General features: G+C 62.0%; 23 protein-coding genes and 1 tRNA gene. 8 read left to right on the top strand and 16 right to left on the bottom strand.

Going from position 1 to position 21,413, the window contains the following annotated elements; translation table 11 throughout:
• Window positions 1-34 precede the first annotated feature (34 nt).
• Window positions 35-463: a PaaI family thioesterase gene (locus WD767_01535; protein ID MEX2614753.1), complete on the top strand. Its 429-nt coding sequence runs from the start codon at window positions 35-37 to the stop codon at window positions 461-463.
• A 404-nt stretch (window positions 464-867) separates the two neighbouring features.
• On the opposite strand, the gene WD767_01530 is transcribed toward WD767_01535, so the two are convergent.
• Window positions 868-1,236: a hypothetical protein gene (locus tag WD767_01530; protein MEX2614752.1), complete on the bottom strand. Its 369-nt coding sequence runs from the start codon at window positions 1,234-1,236 to the stop codon at window positions 868-870.
• A gap of 98 nt (window positions 1,237-1,334) precedes the next feature.
• On the opposite strand from WD767_01530, the gene WD767_01525 reads away from it, so the two are divergent.
• From WD767_01525 to WD767_01515, 3 genes are all read left to right on the top strand, one after another.
• Entirely contained in the window at window positions 1,335-1,658 is a 324-nt protein-coding gene (locus tag WD767_01525; GenBank protein MEX2614751.1) for an NIPSNAP family protein, read from the top strand.
• 192 nt (window positions 1,659-1,850) lie between these two features.
• Window positions 1,851-3,023, top strand: a complete 1,173-nt coding sequence (locus WD767_01520) for an alpha-hydroxy acid oxidase (protein MEX2614750.1) — start codon at window positions 1,851-1,853, stop codon at window positions 3,021-3,023.
• Between the two features lie 87 nt (window positions 3,024-3,110).
• On the top strand, window positions 3,111-4,688 hold the full coding sequence (locus WD767_01515; protein ID MEX2614749.1) for a hypothetical protein: 1,578 nt from the start codon (window positions 3,111-3,113) through the stop codon (window positions 4,686-4,688).
• 55 nt (window positions 4,689-4,743) lie between these two features.
• Here WD767_01515 and WD767_01510 read toward each other — a convergent pair whose 3' ends face one another.
• On the bottom strand, window positions 4,744-5,610 hold the full coding sequence (locus tag WD767_01510) for an endonuclease/exonuclease/phosphatase family protein (GenBank protein MEX2614748.1): 867 nt from the start codon (window positions 5,608-5,610) through the stop codon (window positions 4,744-4,746).
• A 297-nt stretch (window positions 5,611-5,907) separates the two neighbouring features.
• Here WD767_01510 and WD767_01505 point away from each other — a divergent pair, with 297 nt between their 5' ends.
• Window positions 5,908-7,410 (top strand): phospholipase D family protein, encoded by a 1,503-nt coding sequence (locus WD767_01505; GenBank protein ID MEX2614747.1) that lies wholly within the window; start codon window positions 5,908-5,910, stop codon window positions 7,408-7,410.
• Here the strand turns inward: WD767_01505 and WD767_01500 are convergent.
• Both WD767_01500 and WD767_01495 read right to left on the bottom strand, forming a co-directional pair.
• Window positions 7,367-8,380: a UPF0104 family protein gene (locus tag WD767_01500; protein ID MEX2614746.1), complete on the bottom strand. Its 1,014-nt coding sequence runs from the start codon at window positions 8,378-8,380 to the stop codon at window positions 7,367-7,369. The genes WD767_01505 and WD767_01500 overlap by 44 nt on opposite strands.
• 117 nt (window positions 8,381-8,497) lie before the next feature.
• Window positions 8,498-9,019 (bottom strand): superoxide dismutase family protein, encoded by a 522-nt coding sequence (locus WD767_01495; GenBank protein MEX2614745.1) that lies wholly within the window; start codon window positions 9,017-9,019, stop codon window positions 8,498-8,500.
• 344 nt (window positions 9,020-9,363) lie between these two features.
• Between WD767_01495 and WD767_01490 the strand changes: the two genes are divergently transcribed.
• Together WD767_01490 and WD767_01485 are read left to right on the top strand one after the other, a co-directional pair.
• Window positions 9,364-10,530 (top strand): FAD-binding oxidoreductase, encoded by a 1,167-nt coding sequence (locus WD767_01490; protein MEX2614744.1) that lies wholly within the window; start codon window positions 9,364-9,366, stop codon window positions 10,528-10,530.
• 43 nt (window positions 10,531-10,573) lie between these two features.
• Entirely contained in the window at window positions 10,574-11,593 is a 1,020-nt protein-coding gene (locus WD767_01485) for an Ldh family oxidoreductase (protein MEX2614743.1), read from the top strand.
• A 78-nt stretch (window positions 11,594-11,671) separates the two neighbouring features.
• On the opposite strand, the gene WD767_01480 is transcribed toward WD767_01485, so the two are convergent.
• The 11 genes from WD767_01480 to WD767_01430 form a co-directional block, all read right to left on the bottom strand.
• A tRNA-Phe gene (locus tag WD767_01480) sits at window positions 11,672-11,747 on the bottom strand.
• 63 nt (window positions 11,748-11,810) lie between these two features.
• Window positions 11,811-11,996 (bottom strand): DNA gyrase inhibitor YacG, encoded by a 186-nt coding sequence (yacG, locus tag WD767_01475; protein MEX2614742.1) that lies wholly within the window; start codon window positions 11,994-11,996, stop codon window positions 11,811-11,813.
• Window positions 11,993-13,381 (bottom strand): ribonuclease E/G, encoded by a 1,389-nt coding sequence (locus WD767_01470; GenBank protein ID MEX2614741.1) that lies wholly within the window; start codon window positions 13,379-13,381, stop codon window positions 11,993-11,995. The genes yacG and WD767_01470 overlap by 4 nt, the downstream gene beginning before the upstream one ends.
• Entirely contained in the window at window positions 13,378-13,968 is a 591-nt protein-coding gene (locus tag WD767_01465; GenBank protein MEX2614740.1) for a Maf family nucleotide pyrophosphatase, read from the bottom strand. Before WD767_01465 ends, WD767_01470 begins: the two co-directional genes overlap by 4 nt.
• Before the next feature lie 2 nt (window positions 13,969-13,970).
• Window positions 13,971-14,189, bottom strand: coding sequence for a translation initiation factor IF-1 (gene infA / locus WD767_01460; protein MEX2614739.1), 219 nt, complete (start codon window positions 14,187-14,189; stop codon window positions 13,971-13,973).
• 61 nt (window positions 14,190-14,250) lie between these two features.
• Complete coding sequence (locus WD767_01455; protein ID MEX2614738.1) at window positions 14,251-14,694, bottom strand: arsenate reductase ArsC; 444 nt, start codon at window positions 14,692-14,694, stop codon at window positions 14,251-14,253.
• 4 nt (window positions 14,695-14,698) lie between these two features.
• Window positions 14,699-15,172, bottom strand: a complete 474-nt coding sequence (locus WD767_01450; GenBank protein MEX2614737.1) for a UPF0262 family protein — start codon at window positions 15,170-15,172, stop codon at window positions 14,699-14,701.
• 13 nt (window positions 15,173-15,185) lie between these two features.
• The gene (hisD, locus tag WD767_01445) at window positions 15,186-16,490 is read right to left on the bottom strand and encodes a histidinol dehydrogenase (GenBank protein MEX2614736.1); all 1,305 of its coding nucleotides are present in this window, start codon (window positions 16,488-16,490) and stop codon (window positions 15,186-15,188) included.
• Window positions 16,480-17,142 carry an ATP phosphoribosyltransferase gene (hisG, locus tag WD767_01440; GenBank protein MEX2614735.1) on the bottom strand — a complete coding sequence of 221 codons (663 nt, stop codon included), beginning with the start codon at window positions 17,140-17,142 and terminating at the stop codon, window positions 16,480-16,482. The genes hisD and hisG overlap by 11 nt, the downstream gene beginning before the upstream one ends.
• Window positions 17,143-17,236: 94 nt before the next feature.
• The gene (locus WD767_01435; GenBank protein ID MEX2614734.1) at window positions 17,237-18,799 is read right to left on the bottom strand and encodes a gamma-glutamyltransferase; all 1,563 of its coding nucleotides are present in this window, start codon (window positions 18,797-18,799) and stop codon (window positions 17,237-17,239) included.
• 87 nt (window positions 18,800-18,886) lie between these two features.
• Window positions 18,887-19,825: a TIGR03619 family F420-dependent LLM class oxidoreductase gene (locus WD767_01430; protein ID MEX2614733.1), complete on the bottom strand. Its 939-nt coding sequence runs from the start codon at window positions 19,823-19,825 to the stop codon at window positions 18,887-18,889.
• Window positions 19,826-19,977: 152 nt separating this feature from the next.
• Between WD767_01430 and mazG the strand changes: the two genes are divergently transcribed.
• On the top strand, window positions 19,978-20,781 hold the full coding sequence (gene mazG / locus WD767_01425) for a nucleoside triphosphate pyrophosphohydrolase (protein ID MEX2614732.1): 804 nt from the start codon (window positions 19,978-19,980) through the stop codon (window positions 20,779-20,781).
• Here the strand turns inward: mazG and WD767_01420 are convergent.
• The gene (locus tag WD767_01420; protein MEX2614731.1) at window positions 20,778-21,386 is read right to left on the bottom strand and encodes a pyridoxamine 5'-phosphate oxidase family protein; all 609 of its coding nucleotides are present in this window, start codon (window positions 21,384-21,386) and stop codon (window positions 20,778-20,780) included. The genes mazG and WD767_01420 overlap by 4 nt on opposite strands.
• Between the last annotated feature and the right edge of the window lie 27 nt (window positions 21,387-21,413).

Below are 21,413 nucleotides of genomic sequence, written 5' to 3'. Positions count from 1 at the left end.
TTTCACCGAAACACAGACAGAAAGACGAGACCCGATGGACGAATCAGTTCTGACGAAAATCCGCCACATTATCGGCGGCAACCTGGGCGCCAGCCTTCGTATGGTGCTGGAAGACGCCGGGGATGACCGGTGTATCCTGCAAATGCCTACCGATGGCACGGCGCTCAACGCCCGCCAGCGCGTGCATGGCGGTGCGATTGCCGCCCTGATCGATACCGCCGCCACCGGCGCCGCCTGGGCCTGTCCCGAACTCGGCCCCAACGCGCGCGGCACCACCGTGTCGATCAGCATCAATTATCAGGCCAGTCCGCAGGGAGACATGTTGCGCGCCGCCGCGCGCGTGACACGGCGCGGCCGAAGCATGGTTTTCCTGGAAATCAGCGTCACCGACTCGAACGCAACGGCGATAGCGCACGGGATCGTCAGTTACAAACTCGACCCGGGTTCGCCACAAGGCGCATGACCGAACCCGCGATCAGAATAATTTCGGAAACCGGGTTGATCAGTAAATGACCGCGTAAAATATGGCGCCGATAAGGACCCAGCAGACAGCAGCGCATAATATTACGAATAGGGAGGACCGAAATATCGACCAGCGATCGCCGCTTTCCCTGGCATTGTCGAGGACGGATGCGCCGTGGTGCATTTCACTGCCCCTCAAGTTTCAGTTATCAGGTTCATCAATAACTCATCCGACTACATTTATATAAGAGTAGAATCGAAGCAGGCAAAGTAGATCAAGTAAAAAATTCAAAAATCCGCATCTTTTTTCTGACAACTCCATCCCGTTCCTTATTTTTCACCACTCCTTATTCCGTTACAGTTGGATCGGAAAAATTTTCTCAATGAAGATAGATGATATGGCGCTCAGGATGTTTTTCCGGGACGGCTGCCCCAAAATCCGATGACCGCATACCAGCGCTTTTTCCATGCAGCGCCAGCCCGGGTGCCGGCAGCTACCACACCGGCGTTCTCAATACCGCCCATCGGGCGCAAGGCGATATGATCTTCGATGCGAATCCGGTTCGGCACGGCATGTCCTTTCCCCTGGCATTTCCCATAGGGATCCCTTCTACCATCATGCCGCTGGTCCAGACGCCGATCAACCTGGCGAAAACCTTTTGTTTCGTCCCGTTCGACCGACGTCGAGCCTGCAAAGCGTGGCGGTAAGGTCGAGACGATCACCGTCGGGACTGATGGATTATCCGCAGGCCCCGGTCTCGGCACGAAATTCAATTTCGAACCGATCCGGAGGAAAACATTGCATTTCTATCGCTGAGAGCCCGTTATACTCCGCCTACACCGAGAACGATTGCCAAAGGGGGAACAACAGCATGGCTTTCTACGAATTACGGCAATACAAGATCCTGCCCGGGAAGATGGATGACTGGCTAAAGCTCATGGAGGGGAAAATAATTCCCTTTCAGGTATCCAAGGGCATGGTGATCACCGGCAGCTTCCGCCACGAGGAAGACGAGACCGTCTATATCTGGATGCGCCGCTTCGAAAGCGAAGAAGAGCGGGTCCGGCTGTATGCCGCCGTTTACGAAAGCGACTACTGGAAGACTGAAATCTCTCCGCAGGTCCCGACCTTGATGGACCGTTCCGGGATCGTCGTGAAGCGCATCCTGCCGACTTCGCTGTCAACGACACAGTGAACCGTCACGAGGCGCGGCTTGCGGCCTGAATTGGCCCGCTTGCCATCAATTTTTCCAGCGGATAGGCTCTTGCCGTCCAACTTCAGGCATGACAATCGCACCCGACTGTTACCGTATCACGACCCTGTTCCGGATGAGATCAGTGACCGGACGGCATACTGCAGTGCGCAATTTGGGGAATAGGCAGAAAAAATGGGACTTGACCGGATCATAAACGTCGAAGACATGCATCAACTGGCCAAGAAGCGGCTGCCCAAGATCGCGTTCGATTTCATCGAAGGCGGGGTCGAGGACGAACATGGCCTGGACCGGAATGAAAGCGCCTACCGGCAGCATAATCTGGTCCCGCGATACATGGTCGATGTCAGCGACATCGATCAGAAGACCACCCTGTTCGGGCGGGAATATGACAGCCCCTTCGGCATCTCGCCAACCGGCGCCGCCGCCCTGTTCCGCCCGGGCGCGGATCTGATGCTTGCCGCGGCCGCGCGGGACGCGAATATCCCCTTCATCATGTCCGGCGCCAGCACGGCGTCCATCGAGGAACTGGCGGAAGTCGCGCCGGATCATGGCTGGTACCAGATGTATACCGCCAAGGACAAATCGATCTCGGAGGACATGATCCGGCGCGCGGACGCGGCCGGCCTGTCGACGCTGGTCATTACGGTTGACGTTCCGGTACGTCCCCGGCGCGAACGCAACATCCGAAACGGTTTTACCCGGCCCCTGAAGCTGACCATGGCGACGCGCCTTGACGCATTATGTCATCCTGGCTGGCTGATCCGGTATCTGAAGAACGGGACGCCGCTGATATCCAACTGGGCGAAATACGCGCCCAAGGGCGCCACAGCCGACGATATCGCCACTTTCGTAACCCAGCAGACCGCAGCCACGCTCACCTGGAGCGATATCGAGCGTTTTCGCAAGCTCTGGCCCCGAAAATTTGTCCTCAAGGGCATCATGCATCCCCAGGACGCGTTGCGCGCGGCGGAGCTTGGCGTCGACGGTATCATGATCTCCAACCACGGCGCACGGCAGCTGGACCGGGCCCCTGCCCCGCTGGACGTCCTGCCGGCGATACAGGCCGAGGTCGGCGACCGCATGACACTGATGATGGATGGCGGCATCCGGCGCGGCGCGGATATCGTGACCGCCTTTGCGCTGGGCGTTCAGTTCATCTTCATGGGCCGTCCCACGCTGTACGGCGCCGCCGCCGCGGGCCAGGCAGGCGCCAGCCATGTGATCGGAATCCTTCGCAACGAGATCGAGACAAATATGCGGCAGATGGGTTGCACCAGCCTTGACCGGTTGCCGGAATTTCTGATGTGGGACGATCCGGAGGACCTGCGCCGCAACAAGAACTGAACTCCGACCGGTACCGGTTTTAGCGGTCGACCTGTTTTTGTCACAACAGTTTGTGTAAATTGACCGGAACAGGAATGGCGCGATGACATGAAAATTCTGAAACAGTTGTTCAGGGCGTATCTGGTTTTTCTGTTCATTGCAGGCCACATCGTTGTCGGCATGGGCGCACTCATCGCTTATGACCGTATCGGTAAGTCGCCGCGCCAGATATTCGCGATAGCCGCCGGAAAGCTGAAATCCGTGAACCATTCGCTTGGTTCCATGGCGGAATCCCTGGTGAAAGAGGAGGCACCGAAAAGTTTTGCGCTCATAAAACTGCCCGGCCTGGAAGAATGGCGTGGTCCCGGCGCGTCGGTTCACCGCCCGGCCTGGCGACCGGCATACGGCGCGTCAGGCAAACCCGTCTCCGAAGCGGACATTGCCCTGGGCATAAAGCCCACGACTGTCGCCGGCGGATTTCCGGAGCGTATCGTCTCCGTCGACACGACCGAATCAATTTTGAATGCGGTCAGTAATGCGCAACCGGGAGACGCCATAACCCTGAAACCTGGTATATACACATTCAAAGGCCGCGGCATTCCCGCGAAAACGCCGGGCAGACCCGATGCGCCGATTGCCGTCCGCGCCGAAACGCTGGGTACCGTTACACTGCGCTTCGACATGTCGGAAGGATTCATTGTCGAGGCGCCTTACTGGATATTCGAAAACCTGCAGATCGAAGGCATCTGTACGCAGCACACCTGGTGCGAACACGGGCTTCATGTTGTGGGCAAGGCGGATTCGGTGGTAATCCGCAACAACCGCCTCTACGATTTCAATGCACAGTTAAAGGTCAATAACGGCCCTGTCTATGGCCTGAACGGGAAGCGCCACAGCGATTTTCCCGATTTCGGACTGGTCGAAGGCAACACGGTCGCCGATCGCGGCGTCCGGGAAACCGGAAACCCGGTCACCAAGCTGAATATCAACGGCGGCAACGATTGGGTGGTTCGCGCAAACCTGATCGCCGATTTTGAGAAGGGGCGCGGCGATCAGATCAGCTATGCCGCCTTCATGAAGGCAAACGGGAAAAACGGCGTCTTTGAGAATAACGCGGTTATCTGCCACATGAACCTGGAGAGCTGGGACGGGATCCGGCTTGGCCTGTCCTTCGGCGGCGGCGGGACCGGAAAAAATTACTGCCGGGACTTCAGTTGCGAAACCGAACATACCGGCGGCGTCATTCGGAACAATGTCATCATGAATTGTCCAAAGGATGTCGGAATTTACCTGAACCGCAGCAAGGACACGACAATCGTCCACAACGGCATTTATAACACAGTGGGCGTGGATGTCCGGTTTCCTACCTCCTCCGCCTATCTTGCCAACAACATTATCGATGGACGCATCAGGGAGCGCGACGGCGGCCAATCGACGGCGGAGAACAACCTGACGCCTGGCGGCGGTATTTTCGGGAGCACAGGTATTTCCGCATTATTCGCCGACCCCATCAACGCGAATTTTGACCTGATCGAGAAGGATGCGGTCATCGGACGCGGGATACCCCTGAAAGAACCGGGCGTCGACTTTTGCGCCAGGAAGCGAAAAACGGCCTCGCCCGATCTGGGTCCACTGGACTATGCGGGCCCGGCGACGTGCGACGTCCGGAATATCTGGAAGCGATAAATCGTCCGCAGCGTCGAATTCGATACCGCGCCGCGTCGCGCGTATTTGCATCAGTTCAAAGGTCGATATCCAGCCAGAGCGGCTGATGGTCTGAGCCGTCCGCCACCTCATCCACGCGAACGCCGCGGACGCGGTCCGCAAGGCCGGGGCTGACAAAGGCATAGTCGATGCGGCGGATCCGGGTTTCCTCGAACCTGGTGTGTCCGCCATCGGGCGCGCCGCCGGCGTGCAACCAGGCGTCCAGATAGCCGTCAAACGTCGTGACACGGCCGTAATTCGGATCGTCAGGTCCCGCCATCGCCGTATAGGCGGGGTCGTCCGGGGTCATGTTGAAATCGCCCAGCAGGATGGAATCGCGCGGCATGGGCGTCGGCAATCCTGCCTCGCGCCAGTTGGGTCCCGTCCCGGAGAGGACGCCGCCGTCATAAGCCGCTTCCCGCTGCAGCTCGCGCAGCCGCTGCACCTGGGCCAGCCGCTCTGCCGGCGAGGAATGCGCGAGATGTACCGACGCAATCCGGACCGGACCGCCCGGACATGCAATCACCGCGTCCAATGCCGCCCGCTGCATGCTGACCTGCGTGACCAGACCGTGTTTCGGCAGCAGATGGTTGCGGGACGACAGTATCGGATAGCGCGAGAGCAGCATGTTGCCAAACTGACGGCGGCGGTTGTGCAATCGGCCATCGGCGTCGCGAATGCTCGCGTCCAGATCGATACCGGGCCCATAAACCCAGTGATGTTCCGGCATCCGTTCGGCGATTGCCTGAGCCTGATCGCACATTCCTGACCGGGTCCAGAAGCGGTCGACTTCCTGCATCGCGACGATGTCGGCATCGCCGATTTCGCCGACGATGCGATCGATATCGACACGCCGGTCCCTACCGGTTCCGTATTGAATATTGTAACTGACGAGATTCGTCATCGGCCCTCTATCCCCCTACATAATACGCGTCGAACACCCGCCGCACCCTGCCACGATCCTGCACTTTTGTCAGCGAAAGCACCAGCTGCACCCGTTTACCCGCCATAAGGGCTGTGCACATCGCCACGATTGATTTCGGCCCCTTCGGAACAAATGAGTCCTTTTTACCGTTCATGTGTTGGCCAAGCGCTTTTACTGAGCAACAACCGACAGGACTCCATGAAAAAGCGTTGCCACAGGGTAAGGACGTCCCACCGTCTGGCCACAGGTGTCTGTTTGGCGCTGGGCATGTTCGCTATGGCGAGCCTGCCGGGCTGTTCTGGCGCCGAGGTCCCCGAAACGGGCCCCCGCGTTAAGAGTTTCGCGCTTGAGCAGCCGGAATCGACCCCGCTCGGCAAATCCGTGGCGAGGGCCTCCGGGATGAACCAGGGAGCGTCGGGATTCGAGTTGCTCACCTCCGGAAGGGATGCCTTCCAGGCAATCGTCGCCCTGGTCCGCCTGTCCAGGAAGACGCTTGATCTGCAATACTACATCTGGCGCGCCAACCGCACCGGCAGGCTCCTCATGGCGGAAGTGATCGCCGCCGCCGACCGCGGCGTCCGCGTCCGCCTGTTGCTGGACGACATGGACATCGCCTGGGAGGATGACGAACTCCGGAAACTCAGCGCTCATCCGAACATCGAAATATGCATCTTTAACCCGTTCGAGAACCGCGATGCCGGCCTGCTGGACATCCTGTTCGACTTCCAGCGCATCACGCACCGGATGCACAACAAGGCCTTCATCGCCGACAACAGCGTCGCCGTCATCGGCGGCCGCAACGTGGGCGACCGCTACTTCTCCGTGGACGATCAGTCGAACTACCGCGACCTCGACCTGTATGTCGCCGGTCCGATCGTGCGCGAGGCGTCGCGGACGTTCGACAGGTTCTGGAACAGCGAGTGGAGCATTCCCATCGCCTATATCGACGAGGACGGGAACGGCGACGGCGCGGTCTCCGCCCTGCAGGCGACCCTGCGGGAAGCGGTGGCGTTCGGCGACACTCCCTATGACCTGGTGCAGGATATCGACGCCGCGCGCGATCTTGTCGACGCCCGCTTCGAGCGCCTGATCTGGACCGAGAGCGCGCGTCTGCTGGCCGACAGGCCGAACAAGGCGAAAACGAAACGATCCCATGTCCTGACGAAAATGGAAGCGATGCTCGACGTGAGCCTGCAGCACGAACTGCTGCTTGAGATGGCCTATCTTATCCCCGGCGAAAAGGGGCTGGAATGGCTTTGCGGGTTGGTCGACGAGGGTATCAAGGTACGAGTCCTGACCAACTCGTTCCTGTCGAACGATGTGCTGACTGCCTATGCCGGGTATCGGAAATACCGCGAGGACCTCGTGGCCTGCGGCGTTGAAATTTTCGAGATGCGGCCGCATGCCGAGTTCGTGAAGCGAGACTGGAACTGGCTGAAGCCCACCTCCGCCGCCAACCTCCATACCAAAGCCGCCGTCATCGATGGCGAGCTTGTCCTGATCGGCTCATTCAACCTCGACCCCCGTTCGATCCGCCTTAACACGGAAATAGCGCTGGCCGTGCGCAACGAGCGGCTCGCCGGACAGGTGCGAAAATTCATCACGGACGGCATGAAGCCGGACAATGCCTACCGGTTGAAAGCGGTGGACGGCGACCTCGTCTGGGTCGGCGAAGTGAAGGACGGCAAGCGCCTGAAAAGGACCGAGCCTGGCATTGCCTCGTGGCGCGGCTTCATCACGATCCTATTGTCGACCCTGCCGAACGAGAGCCAGCTCTAACCGCGTTCCGGCGCCGCGAGCGCACCAGTTCCGAAAGGGCAAAAATTATTGTCCCGAGAATCAGGGGAATGAAGTAGTACGCGATCCGAAAGACGATGAGACCGCCAAGCACCGTCTCCCCGGGTATCAGCGTCAGCACGACGCTTTCGATGACGCCCAGGCCGCCAGGCACATGGCTGATCACGGCGACGAGATTGGCAAGCACATACACCGCCACAACCGCCAGATAGGGAACGTCGTGCGCGACACCAATCGCCTGGTGGACGCAACCGGCGACCAGCGCGAAATTCAGCGTTCCAACGAGGATCTGGCCGAGCGCGAGACCCGGCGAAGGCAGCGACAGGGAAAACCCGCGAACGGAAACCGGCCGCCGGATAAAACGGCACGCGGCGACATAGCCAGCAGCGATGCAGATGCAGGCGGCGCCAAGCAGGACCGCGACCCCCGTCGGCACCCCAAGCGCCCCCGACGCCAGTTGCGCGCGGCCCGCCAGCACGATACCAGCCAGCGTGATCAGGCCGAGGCCGACGGTAACGCCGCAGAAAACGATGAGCCGCGCGATATCCGCTGCCGTCAGGCCGTAGCGCGAGTAGAGGCGAAATCGGATCGTACCGCTGCTCAAGGCGGCGAAGCCGATATTATGACCCAGCGACAGACTGGTGAAAGACGTCATCGCAACATATGGGTAGGGAACGTCCTGCCGCACATAGCGCAACGCCAGGGCATCGAAGCCCGTGAGGCAGAGATAGCTGGCCACCGCGAAGAGCCCGACCGGAACGAGTTGCCCCGCGGTGAAGCCCTGCACGGATGCGACAATGGCGTCGATACCGTAGCGTTCCACCGCGCGGTGAAGCAGATACCCCGCGATTGCGATCGCGCCCAGCGCAAACAGCGACTGCCAGATACGCAATCGGGCGAGATTGTCGGTCCGTTTCAGCAATCGAGTCTGTCGCCCCGCTTCAGGATCCATGCCCGACTACCTTCATCCTTCCCGACGGTCTGATTGCGCTTTTCCCTATGGCATGTATTTTATCCAAACAAAGGTCGCGGGACGATCAGGAATTCCGTTCGCCGGCTGCATGGGGCATTAACGCTCGATTACGCCACAGGCTATCCGATTTCCTGCCGCACCGGCGGGGTCGGTTTCGTAGTCATCGGCGCCAGCATGGATCACAACGGCAGCACCGTCCGAATCGAACAACGCATTGTCGAATTGGAGGCGCTCGTTGTAAACCTCTACCTCAAGTTCACCCGATGACGGAACGTGAATATTCGGCATGTCGCCGGCATGCGGGCCGCTTCCGGATTTAAGGCCATGGGCCGTATCCTCTGGATTCGCATGCCCTCCTGCCGATTCGAAAGGCGGTTCACACTTGCCTACCTCATGGACGTGGAAGGCATGGGTTCCTTCGGGTAGTCCCCTGAGGGTCGCGTGCAGCAGCGTTCCATTTGGCGTTTCCACAAACCTGACCTCGCCGACGGGCTTGCCGTCCCTGTCTTTCAAGCTGGCGCTCGCCTCTTCCGCGGCCGCCGCGATAGAGCCGACAGATGCGATCATGGCCCCTATCACCGCGCCGGCATGCATCGATCGAATAAATTTTCCATTCATGCCTTCCTCCGTATTTCCCGCCCTCTGAAATTCCGGCTTCCATTCCGCACCGCCGGTCAGGGCGAATTTTGCATTACCGCCTTTTTCAGTTAACCGATATCGCGCTGCCGGGTTCCTGATATTCCATTAATTTGTGCTTCTTGAAGCGCCCTTCGGAGACAGTGACGCCTCATCCTGCCCGGCGCGGAGGATAGGTCGGCGTGGCAAAACGCCAGGTTTCATACAGTCAAAAGCAGAGTCCCTGGGTGACTTGAGTCCTTGCGGGAGGCTGCTGCGACGGAATGAGGCGTGGAGCCCGCAGATTGGGTTAGGCGCAACGCTTTTGTCGCGATAGTATGAGCGCTATGGCAAGGATCATTATCGTTGGCGGCGGAGTCATGGGCTCCAGCGCGGCCTATCACCTGGCGATGGCGGGCGCCGCCGCCGACGTCACGGTCATCGAGCCCGACCCGACATATGAGTTTGCAGCCACGCCCCGATCCTCGGGCGGTGTGCGGTCGTTGCATTCCCTGCCGGAGAACATCCAACTCGCCCTCTACAGTCAGCAAGTCTACGGCGATTTCGATACCCTCATGGCCGTTGACGGGGAGGTGCCGCATCTGGGATTCCGCCGACATGGCTACCTGAACATCGCAACCAAGCCGGAATCGGCTGAGATCCTGGAATCCGCCTGGAAGATCCAGACCCGCGAGGGCGCACGGGTCGACCTGCTGGATGCGGGTGCCGTGAAGGCGCGCTTCCCGTCGCTCAACACCGACGACGTTATCAACGCGGCGAACGCGATCGACGACGGTTCGCTTGACCCCTATGCGGCGCTGACCGGCTTCCGCAAGAAGGCGACCAGCCTGGGCGTGGAATACCGCAAGGACCGGGTCGTCGGCGTCGGGCACAGCGGCGGCCTCGCGCGCGGCGTCACCCTGGAATCGGGCGAAACGCTGGCCGCCGATTTCGTCGTGAACCTGACCGGCGCCTGGGCCTCGGAGATCTGCGCCATGGTGGGCATGAAGATTCCGGTCGAGCCGATGCGGCGCATGACCTTTTTCTTCGAATGCCGCGAGGAGCTCGAAGTGCTGCCCACCACCCGGGACGATTCCGGCGTGAGCGTGCGGCCCGAGGGCAAGGGCTTCATCTCCGGCTTCACCGACAAGAACGAACCCGGCGGCTGGAACTGGGAGATGGTGCCGGATTTCTTCGAGCGGGTAATCTGGGAATCGTTGGCTCACCGCGTTCCGAAGTTCGCGGCGATCAGGCTCGGCCGATCCTGGCCCGGCCATTACGCGCAGAACCGGCTGGACGGCAACGTCATCATCGGCCCCTGGGAGGGGGAGATGGAGAACTTCATCACCGCCACCGGGTTTTCAGGGGCAGGGTTGCAGAAGGCGCCCGCCATCGGGCGCGCAATCAAGGAACTGGTCATCGACGGCGGCTACCAGACCATCGATCTCACCCGCTTCTCCTATCGGCGGGTCAGGGAGAACAGACCGTTGCTGGAGGCCGGCCTCACCGCCTGAGGCGCCTGCTGGCGTGAACCGGGAGGGATGATCGTTGAGCGTCGTGATGATCACGCTGGAAGAAGTACGCGACATCGCGGACAGGGCGCTGGCCGCCGCCGGTATGAACGAGGCGAACCGCGACGCGGTGGTGGAGATCGTTGTCGCTGCCGAGCGCGATGCCTGCCACAGCCACGGGCTGCACCGCATTCCGGGCTACTGCAGCTCGATGCGCAGCGGCCGGGTAAACGGCCAGGCCGACCCAAAGCTGCACGATCTCGGCCCGAGCCTGCTGAAGGTCGATGCGGATCGCGGCTTTTCGGCGTTGGCCGTGAAACGGGCCCGCCCCACATTGGCGGAAAAGGCGCGGGCGACCGGCGTCGCCATCGCCACCCTGCAGACGGCCAACCATTTCCACGCCCTTTGGCACGATCTGGAGCCGCTGGCGAAGGACGGACTGATCGGGTTGATGTTGGTGAACTCCAGATCCTCGGTGGTGCATCCGGGCGGGCGCGAGCGGATATACGGCACCAACCCGATGGCCTTCGCCTGGCCACGGCCGGGCCGGAACCCGCTGGTCTGGGACATGGCCTCGGCTGCCATCGCGCGCGGCGAGATCGAGATCCACCGGCGCGAGGGCAAGCCGATCCCGGAAGGCTGGGCAATCGATCCGGACGGCGAACCGACAACCGATGCGGCGGCAGGGCTGGCTGGCGCGCAGCTTCCATTCGGCGACTACAAGGGCGCCAACATCGCGCTGATGGTCGAACTGATGGCGGCGGCTTTCGGCGGCGGCAAGCTGAGCGTCCAGGTCGCCGAGGAAGACAATGGCGACGGCGGCCCGCCTGACGGCGGCAACGTCATCATGGCTTTCGATCCGGAGGCATTCGCCGGCAGCGGCCCGGCGAGCGCGACCGAAACGGCCGAACGGCTGTTCGCGCGCATCGTGGGCGACGGCGATTTGCGTCTTCCCTCCGATCGGCGCTATGCCGCTCGCGAGCGAACGCCGAGTGAGGGCGTGGCCATCGAGGAGGCCTACCTGACCACGTTACGCGAGCGGCACTGTCAGGGCAAATTGCCTTGAGCTACCCCTGCCTGTCCCATAGATCAGATCGTATTCGGCCGGAATCGCCTCTGGCGATCCAACCAAACACTTGAAAAATGGTGCCCAGGGGCCGACTCGAACGACCGACACGCGGATTTTCAGTCCACTGCTCTACCAGCTGAGCTACCTGGGCATCCCCGCTTTCAACGTGAAGCGGATGGATTACATAATGAATTACGGCGCGGCTGTCCAGCACCTATAGGCGGCTGTCTTCAGGATCGACGGGGATCGGTTCGCCCGGATCGGGTTCTTCGTCCGTCATGATGCGGTAACCGCCCGTAAGCCATCGCTGCAGGTCCACATCCGCGCATCGTTTTGAGCAAAACTGCCTGAATGCCAGATCGACCGCATCGCCGCAGATAACGCATTTTTTGCCGCTCATGATGTCTCCTTTCCCGGCCGCATGGCAATTTCCCAGTCATCCGCGCCTTCCGACCGGTCAAAGCGCAATGGCTGGCCCAGCCGCCTGTTTACGGCCGCCAGCGCCGGGGCGAACGGACCGTCTTCCAGCAATTCCGCCACCTCGGGCGACGCCGTCGCACAGGGAACACCCGATCCCTTCAGGCGCTGTGCGGCCCGCAAAATGGCGCAGGCCGTCGCCTCGGGCGAGGCCGTGGCGGTGGCGCGGCGGCGCAATAAATCGTCCAGCGGCGGCGACATCCGGCGGCGCGTCAGTTCCACCAGTCCCGCAACCGTCAGGTCAAGAACATCGACCTGCAACGGGTCGTGCCGGAAAGCCTGCCGGACCGCCTGCAGGAACTGTGCACGGGCATCCTTGCGCTTCACGGAGATAAAATCCACCACGATCAACCCGGAAATATTTCGCAACCGAATCTGCCGGGCCACTTCCGGCAGGACGGCCAGATTGGTCTTGAGGCTCGCGCTATCGGAAGAACCGCGGCCGCCGGCGCCGCTGTCGACGTCAATCGCCGTCAGCGCCTCGGCGGTATCGAAAATTAACCTTGCGCCGCCCGGAAGGGACACAACCCGGTCGCAGACACCGTCTATCGCGTCGGCGATGCCGTGCGCATCGAAAATGGGGACCGTGCCCGAATGCAGATGCAAGCGCCCCTGCCGGTCCGGCATCCTCTCATCGACAAGTGTCAGGGCCTCCCGCAATACCAGCCGGTCGTCGATCACGGTGTCGCCGGTTTCCATGTCGCGCAAAGTCCTGGCCAGCAAAGACGGCGGGGCAAGCAGCACACCGGGCACGGCAGCGTCCGGTGCGGATTCCCCGAGCGCCCGCCAGGCGGCTCGCAGGCGTTCTGCTTCCATGGCGATAACCGCATCGTCGACACAGGCCGCCGCCGCCCGGACAGCCACCCCCTCTCCCTGCTGCAGGATTGCCGGCATAACGGCCTCCAGCCGCGCCCGTTCCCGGCCGTTGCCGAGCCGCGCGGAATACACGATACCGGGCCGCGACGGCGTCCAGACGAGGTAGCGTCCCGGAAGCGCGATGCGGTCGGCCAGCGCCGGTCCCTTTGAGCCGCTGCCATCCCGGCTGACCTGAACGGTGATCGCCTGCCCCTCATGCAGCCCCTTGTGCCGGCGCAGGAAGCCCTCGATCCCGGCGCCAAAATCGACGAAGGCGCCATCGAGACCGGGTTCCACGCGCCGCACCCGCCCGCGATAGATACCATCGACCATTGAGGGCCGATCGATCCTTTCGATTCGCAGTTCCACCAGCTTGCCCTTGCCGTCGACCAGCGCAATCCGGGTTTCTCCCGGCGAAACCTCGACGAGAAGATCGATTGCATCCGTCGTCATGCCCGTAATCCCATACCCTGCAGCAGTTGCGCCGTCTCGAAAAGCGGCAGGCCGACGACGTTCGAATAGGAGCCGTTGATCTGGCGCACGAATGCGGCGGCCCGCCCCTGGATTGCATAGCCCCCCGCCTTGCCGTTCCATTCCCCGCTGGAAAGATAGGATTCGATTTCATCCTGCGACAGCCGCTTGAAGACGACGGCGGTCAGGACGATCCGCGCCGATCGGCGACCGTCGGGCCCGCATAACGCGATACCACCGTAAACCCGGTGGCGTTCTCCCGACAGCAGGTTCAGGCAGTCCCGGGCAGTCTGGAGATTATCCGCCTTCGGCAGTATCCGCCGGCCACGCGCCACCACGGTATCCGCCGCGAGCACGATCGAATCCGGGTATTGCGTTGCAACGACGTCGCATTTCGCCGCCGCGATTCGCGCAGCATATTGGCGTGGCAGTTCCCGGGGCAAGGGCGTTTCGTCGATGTCTGCGGGAATGACAGCATTTGGCGGCAGGCCGATTTGCGTCAGCAGTTCAAGCCGGCGCGGCGACGCCGACGCCAGGACCAGACGCGGCGCGCGGTTACACTGCGGCATGGTTACTTGTGGCGATATATGATCCGCCCCTTGGACAGGTCGTAAGGCGTCATTTCCACAGTCACCTTGTCGCCCGCGAGGACCCGGATACGGAAACGACGCATTTTACCAGCCGTATGCGCAAGCAATTCATGACCGTTTTCCAGTGTTACCTTGAACATTGCATTGGGCAGCACTTCATTCACGGTGCCTTCGAATTCCAGAAGCTCTTCTTTTGCCATACCTTCTTCTCATCAAGCCTATGCACGGTATTATTATAACCAGTCCGTCCGGTAGCGACCATCATATGCCTATTGACGGGGCAATGGGAAAGCGGTCTTTAAGCCGGTTCATCAACTGATCGCGAATTTGCCGATAAACCGTCAGGCGCCGTTCCCGGCTGCCGTCAATCGTGCTGGGATCCAGTGTATGCCAGAACTCGACCTCAACGGCCATCGTTCTGGTCATTTCGAGCGCATGATGCTGGGCTTCGGGCGAGAGCGTAATGATCAGATCATAGGACGTGTCTTCCAGTTCATCGAATGTCTTCGGCTTATGGCGCGACAGATCGATACCGATCTCGTCCAGAACCCCGACAGCGAACTGGTCCAGTTCCCCGGCCCGCACGCCGACGGAATCGACATATACCCTGTGCCCGTGCAGGTACTTCATCATGGCTTCCGCCATCGGAGAACGCACCGCGTTCCAGGTACAGGCGAAGAGAACGGAATCCGGCATCTCAATCATCGGGTCAGCCGCGGAAATGCAGCACGCAAAGCAGCGTGAACAGACGCCGCGCGGTATCCCTGTCCATGACGGCCTTGCCTTCCAGCCGCTCCATCAGGAACTCGGAACCTTCGTTGTGCAGGCCGCGCCGGGCCATGTCGATAGTCTCGATCTGCGACGGCGACAATCGTTTGATCGCATCGAAGTAACTTTCGCAGATCTTGAAATAATCGCGGATGATACGCCGGAACGGCATCAGCGACATCGAAATACTGGCCAGCGCAACACCAAGGGTATTGCTGATATCGATGACCAGCCTGTTGGCGTCCTCGACCCTCATGCGGACCCGGTACGGTCCGTCAAAATCGCCAACCGGCGCGAAATGGTTCGCCTCGAGAAGGTCGTAGATTGCCGCCGCGCGTTCATGCTCGACTTCGGCGCTGCGGCTGACCAGCGTCTTCCGGTCGAGTTCAATATGAACGATGCGCTGATCCGACATCGCAACGGCGCGCCTATCCGTTGCGGGAGGAATTCAACCGGATTGAAACCGAACGTGCATGCGCCGCCAGCCCCTCTGCATTCGCCAGCGATACGGCAGCGGGTCCGATTGCGGCCAGACTGGCCGCGTCGCAGCCGATCAGGGTCGTCCGCTTCATGAAATCCAGCACACTCAAACCGGACGAAAACCGTGCGGTCCGTGCGGTCGGCAGGACATGGTTGGGGCCACCGACATAATCGCCAATTGCTTCGGGCGTATAACGGCCCAGGAAGATCGCCCCCGCATTGCGTACCTGTGCGGCCAGTGCATCCGGATCCGCAACCGCCAGTTCAAGATGCTCCGGCGCGATGCGGTTCACCAGCGGAATGGCGTCCGCCAGTGCGCCCACGGCGATGACAGCGCCGTTATCGCGCCAGCTGGCGGCCGCGATAACGCCACGCGCCATGGTTGTGAGCTGCCGTTCAACCGCCCCGGTCACCGCATCGGCAAAGTCCCGGTCATCGGTGATCAGGATCGACTGCGCCGCTTCGTCATGTTCCGCCTGTGACAACAGGTCTGAGGCAATCCAGTCCGGGTCGTTTTCCCGATCGGCAACCACGAGGATTTCCGATGGACCCGCGATCATGTCGATGCCGACATGGCCGAAGACCTGTCGTTTCGCCGCGGCGACATAGGCATTGCCGGGGCCGACGATCTTGCTGACCGCGGGAATGCTTTGCGTGCCATAGGCCAGGGCGGCAATCGCCTGTGCGCCGCCGATCCGATATACCTCGGTAACCCCGGCAAGGCGCGCCGCCGCCAGAACAAGCGGGTTGACCTTCCCATCCGGTGTCGGCGCAACCATGGCGATCCTTTCGGTCCCGGCAACCCGGGCGGGAATCGCGGTCATCAGCACGGAACTGGGATAGGCTGCGGTCCCGCCCGGCACATAAAGGCCAACCGCCTCCACGGCGGTCCAGCGAGCGCCCAGCCGAACGCCGGCGCTGTCTGTATAGGACAGGTCTTCCGGCACGAGCCTGCGGTGGAAATCCTCGATCCGCGCCGCGGCCTGCGCCAGCGCCGCCAGAACATCCGGGTCGCAGGCGGATGCCGCCGCCTCAAGCGCGTCATCGCCGATCCGCAATGCCGATGCTTCGAGATCGAGACGGTCGAACCGCCTGGTATATTCCAGCAGGGCGGCATCGCCGCGTCGGCGAACATCGTCCAGAATCGCCGCGACGGTGGCGCCCACATCGACGCTGGATTCCCGCTTGGCCGCCAGAAGTTCCGCGAATGCCGCCTCGAAACCCGGGTCGCCTGCGGACAGCCTAAGCGGCATCGGCGATCTCGCGGAACCGGTCGATCCAGGGCTGGACTTCCGCCGGCCGGGTCTTCAGCGCCGCCCGGTTGACGACAAAACGGCTGGTGACATCCGCGATCTTCTCGATTTCAACCAGGCCGTTTTCGCGCAGGGTCGCGCCGGTCGAGACCAGATCGACAATACGCCGGCACAGCCCCAGCCCGGGGGCCAGTTCCATCGCGCCGTTCAGCTTGATGCATTCCGCCTGCACGCCGCGTGCGGCGAAATGCTTGCGGGTAATGGCCGGATACTTGGTGGCGACACGGATATGGCTCCATCGCGTCGGGTCGTCGCTTTCCACCATATCCTTCGGCTCCGCCACGGAAAGGCGGCAGTGGCCGATATCCAGATCCACCGGCGCATACAGTTCGCCGTAATCGAATTCCATCAGCACATCATTTCCGGCAACACCGAAATGCGCGGCCCCGAAGGCGACGAACGTCGCCACGTCGAAGCTGCGAACGCGGATGATCGACAATCCCTCCACATTGGTGGAAAACTGCAACTGGCGCGCGTTCGGATCGTCGAACGCCGGTTCCGGCGTGATTCCCGCCCGGTTCACCAGCGGCATCACTTCCTTGAGGATGCGTCCCTTTGGCAGAGCCAGGATCAGCGATTGATTGGCGCGCACGACGAAAACCCCGCGTTCGGTTTGTTTGCGAAGGTTACATGACACAAGCCAACGGCCGATTCCAGTGCGTTTTCCCGAACCGCAAAGCAGCAGCCTACTCGGCGACGGCGCCGGATACCGGGTTCATCACATCGGCCATGCCCAGCGATTCACCGGTGACGGGGTCACGCATCACCCCGTTGGGTTTGGCAAAGGCGTTGGGATACGGCGTCTGCTCCTCGCGAAAGACCGGCATATGGGCCGAAACGGCGGATTCCACGTCGCTGCCGAGCCGCGTATCAAGGGTCGCCCGCCCATCGCCGCTGACATCGATCCGGGGATGGTGGAAGGCATCCTCGAAATCCATTCCGCCTTCCGCCAGCATCGACGAGACCTGCATGACGGCCGGCATGATCCGTCGCCCGCCCGACGCGCCGATCGCGAACCAGGGCCTGCCGTCGCGCGTCGCCATCACCGGGCACATATTGGTCAGCGGCCGCTTGCCGGGCTCCAGCGAATTCGGCCGTCCCGGGCGCGGATCGAACCACAGTATCCCGTTATTCATCAGGATACCCGTTGCCGGCAGCACAACCTTGCTGCCGAATACCGACAGCAGCGTCTGGGTCAGGCTGACCATATTGCCGTCTTTGTCGATCACGCAGAGATGCGTCGTGGAACCCGGGCTGCGCCGGTTATCCCGGTCGCCCATCGTCGCCAGCCGGTCGGTATAGGCCCGGTCCAGCGCCGTCGCCCACAGGGCATATTCCGCCGGCCCGGGCGCGCCCTTGCCGATCCTGCCCTTCGATTCGTCCAGCGCCTCGAACATGGTCGGTCCCGCCGTAAGGCCCGGCGCGGCAAACAGCCGTCCGTCGCCGAACGGGCGCTCCAGGGGTTCCACTTCCCGGGCGTGATAGGCGGAAAGGTCGCCAAGGGTCATCGCACTGCCGCCCGCCTGGAGGTCCGCCACGATCCGCGCGGCAATATCGCCTTCGTACAGGTCGCGATGCCCCGTGACCGCCAGCCGCCGCAGGGTATCTTTCAACTGCCCCATGGGAATATGCGGCACCGGCCTGCCCAGCATCGGCACCGGCGGCACGCCGCCGGGCAGATAGATATTCCGGCTTTCCGGATAGCGCAGCAGGTCTGGCATGGCCGCGGCAATGCGCAGCGTCGTCATCCAGTTGACCGGCAGGCCCCGCTCGGCGAGTTCGATGGCGGGCGCCAGAAGATCCACCCATGCCTTGGTTCCGTATCGTTCCCAGGCAAACCCGACGCCCTCGACCTGTCCCGGCACGGCCATGGCATGGTAGCCGTGCACATTGCGATCCTCCACCACCGCGGGCCAGGTGAATATATCGCCGCCCTCGCCCGCCGCCGGCGGGTAATCCGCCGGATCGAGGCCGGCTGGTGCTACCGCGCCGTAATCGATGCAGCGCACCCGGTCGTCCGCCGCCGTGTAGACCAGCATGTAGCCACAGCCGCCCGGGCCGCTCATCCAGGGTTCGATTACCGATATGGCGAAGGAAGCCGCCACAGCCGCATCCACCGCGTTGCCGCCGGTCCTCAGGACATCGGCGCCCGCCTCCGCCGCGGCGCGGAAATGGCTCGTCACGATACCGCCGCCGCCCCGCACGACCGGCTTTCTGACCTGCCAGTGCTGATAAAAATTCGTATCCATGGCCGGGGAGTGTTGCGTGCCGTACCCGACGTGGCAAGCACCATGTCGTGCAGCACTCCCGTCCGTGTACGACCCCGCCGTCATGCCCTACAGTTTCGGCAGGACATCGTCGGCGAACCGCGCCATCTGCGCCGTCTGCTCCACCGCGCTGTCTCCGCGATAACGGATGATGACGCTTTCGAAGCCCGCATCCAGGATGGCTTTCAGATCGTCCACAATCTGCGCCTGGGACCCGCTGCCGGGTTGCCGGTTGCCATAAACGCTCTGTTTTGGTTCGCCCGGGGCGATAAACAGCTTGTAGACCAGTTCCAGATCGTCATAGCGCCGTCCCGCCTCTTCCGCGAAGCGCTTTAGCGCCGCCAGCCGGTCCGGCACCTGCCGGGGTTCCAGCGCCGTCGCCAGCCAGCCGCCATGCCGCACGACCCGCCGCAATGCCGGATTGGAGACACCGCCGATCAGGATGGGCGGATGCGGCCGTTGGATGGATCCGGGTACCGAGTGGACCGGATCGAAACGATACGTCTCCCCTTCGAATCCAACCTCCCCACCCGCCGCCATGGCCTTGAAGATTTCCAGATATTCATCCGTCACCTTGCCGCGCAGCGCGAAATCGGCCGTGTGCAGCGCCTCGAATTCCTCCTTCAGCCAACCCACCCCTGCCCCCAGGATAACCCGCCCTCCGGAAAACTGGTCGATGGTGATCAGCTGCCGCGCGGTGACGATCGGATTGCGATAGGGAATGATCAGGACCGCCGTGCCAATGCGGATGCGTCTCGTAGCCCCGGCGAGCACCCCCATCGCGGCGATGGGTTCGAGCAACGGGTCGTCGGTCGGCGCCGGAAAATCGCCTTTGACGCTGAACGGGTAGCGCGAGGCAAACCGCGTCGGGAACACAATGTGATCCGCCAGCCAGATCGAGCCAAATCCCGCCTGTTCGGCGAATTGCGCCAGGGTCAGCACCGTATCCGGCTGCGCCAGCGGCCCGTAAATGCCCACATCGAGCCCGAATTGTCCGATATCCGCCATGTTCATACTCCCTGTTCAAATTTACCGGACCGTAATATCAGGCCAATGCCGCGTCCAGAGTCCAGGGACGACATACACCGCCGGTCGCATGTCCGAAGGCGCCGAACCGTGCTATTCTCACGCCTTCCGTCCCGGAAACACAGGATATGCCCATGACCGCCCAACTGAACCGCCTTCTCGACATCATGGCGCGGCTGCGCGATCCCGAGACAGGCTGCCCCTGGGATGTGCAGCAGGATTTCGCCAGCATCGCGCCCTATACGATCGAGGAAGCCTATGAAGTCGCCGACGCCATCGAACAGGGGGATATGGCGGCACTGCGCGAGGAACTTGGCGATCTGCTGTTGCAGGTCGTGTTCCACGCCCGCATGGCGGAGGAACAGCGCGTCTTCGATTTCAACGCCGTGGCCAAGGCCATTGCCGACAAGATGGTGCGGCGCCACCCGCATGTCTTCGGCGACGCCAGTTTCAATGACGAGAAGGCGCAGCGCGCGGGCTGGGAATCCCAGAAGGCCGAGGAACGCGCCGCCAAGGCCGCGAAGGATGGGCGAGTTCCCAGCGTACTGGACGGCGTCCCCGGCGCCCTTCCCGCGCTGATGCGCAGCGAGAAGCTGGGCAGGCGCGCGGCGCGGGTCGGTTTTGAATGGCCGGATATCGCCGGCGCGGTTGCCAAGCTGGACGAGGAAATCGCCGAACTGAAGGTGGAGGCCGCGGCCCCTGCCCCGGATACCGCGCGGCTGAAGGACGAAATCGGCGATGTGCTGTTCAGCGTCGTCAATGTCGCCCGGCATCTGGATATCGATCCCGAGGACGCGCTGCGCCACGCCAACGCGAAATTCGAAAGGCGATTCCATGCGGTGGAACAGGGTTTCACGGCAAACGGCATCGATATCGCCGACGCCGACCTGGATACGATGGAGGAACGCTGGCAGGCCGCGAAAATAAGGGGGCTTTAATACAGCTCCGTCGCGTAGCGCCTGACCATCTCGACTTCCGGTTCGACCGGATCCTGGCTGCCGGTCTGGTCGCGCAGCATTTCATTCATCGGTGGCAGGGCGGCGCTGCGTTCCGGCCAGGTTTCCGGCTTCCACAATGCGGAACGCATCAGCGACTTGGCGCAGTGCAGAAAGACTTCCTCTGTCTTCACTTTAAGGACTGTCAATGGATTACGGCCCTGATGCGCGCAAAGCGCCAGCAGTTCCGGTTCGTCGTGAATCGTCGCCGGGCCATTTACCCGCAGCGTCTCGCCCACATTCGGAACCAGGAAGATGATGCCGACGCGCGGATTGCGCAGGACATTGCGCAAGCCGTCGAGGCGCTTGTTCCCGGGCCGATCCGGAATCAGCAGTGTTTCATCGTCCAGCACCTTCACGAAGCCCGGCGCATCGCCCTTGGGCGACACGTCGAGCCGGCTGCCGTCCGAGGTGGACAGCAGCAGGAAAGGCGAATGTTCGATAAACCGGCGGCAATGCCGGTCCAGCCGGGGCATTTCCTTTTCGACCGCCCGGCCCTTGGGAAAGCCATAAAGTTCACGAAGCTGTTCTTCACTTTCGATCATCATATCGTCCTTCTGCCGGGTCGGCGAAAT

This window comes from Alphaproteobacteria bacterium (genome assembly GCA_040905865.1).
Taxonomy (GTDB): Bacteria; Pseudomonadota; Alphaproteobacteria; order UBA8366.
This window is presented reverse-complemented; position numbering and strand designations above follow the sequence as displayed.